Annotated in this window: 1 protein-coding gene and 1 pseudogene; both read right to left on the minus strand. The window is 40.0% G+C overall.

The window, feature by feature from the left end; all coding sequences use genetic code 11:
• A partial coding sequence (locus AC27VX_RS23795; protein ID WP_488698461.1) for a DUF6443 domain-containing protein occupies positions 1 to 456 on the minus strand: 456 nt, incomplete at its 3' end.
• Positions 457 to 462: 6 nt separating this feature from the next.
• A pseudogene (locus tag AC27VX_RS23800) lies at positions 463 to 956 on the minus strand (hypothetical protein); the annotation flags it as partial.

A 956-nucleotide genomic window follows, 5' to 3' on the forward strand; every position in this document is an offset into this window, starting at 1 on the left:
TGCTTCATAGCCAAATTTCACAGGTTTATCAGCCCAGTCTGTACCCACCTGAATCTGCTGTTGAATCCTGTTTAATGGAGAACTTTCAAGGCTTTTCTCAGAATAGATCTTCTCACTGCCATAAATCTGAGGATTGCTGGCATTGGAAAGCGGAGAGCCATAAATCGCTCCATTTTGGGTTCCGGACTGAGGGACAGGGAGATATTCATTCACCTGTCTTCCAAATAAATCGTATTCAAATGAGGTTACAACATCTTTCCCATCCGGAGAAGCCTTGATATTGATATTCTGTTTGGGTCTTGAAAGCCCATCCAAATACTGTACGGTCTCTGTTACTTTAGGAGTGGTATAATCAAGGTAGGTTTTGGTATAGACATAGTTTTCTGTTGGTGAAAGCTGGGCATGAAGAGCTCCTGTACTCAACAGAATTCCTATTGGAATTATAATTTTTTTCATCGGTCTTTAGTTTTTAAAATGGTACTGGTATTCTTTTAATGTCTTATAAGAAATATTTCCGCTTGCATCTCTTTCTTCCTGTTTTACTTCTTTCAGCCTGTTTTCTGTATCGTAAAAATACAGTTCTTTTACTCCTGAAGGCTGTATGATACTTCTTATTCCGATCAGAGGATCATGGGTGTACGTGGTAATTTGGGTATTGGCTGCAGTGGTTTTTCTAAAGGTATCCAGAACAGCCAGCAGCGCCGATTCATCATTGTTTACTCCGGCAGATGCATCGATATTGGACGCATTGACAATGGTTGTTATGGCCGATTGTGGAATATCAATCATCCTCGCTCCTTCTATTTTTGCAATAGGAAGAGTTTTGTTGTACCCCCAGATGATGGTTACAGGAGTTCCTTCTTTTAAGGTATATTGTTCCAGATTACCTTTGCTGTCATATCGGTCATACTGGATCTGGTTTTCCATGGTATTGCTCTGAATGTTAAGACCTATTA

It is taken from the genome of Chryseobacterium sp. 14P4.3.2, from assembly GCF_057799275.1.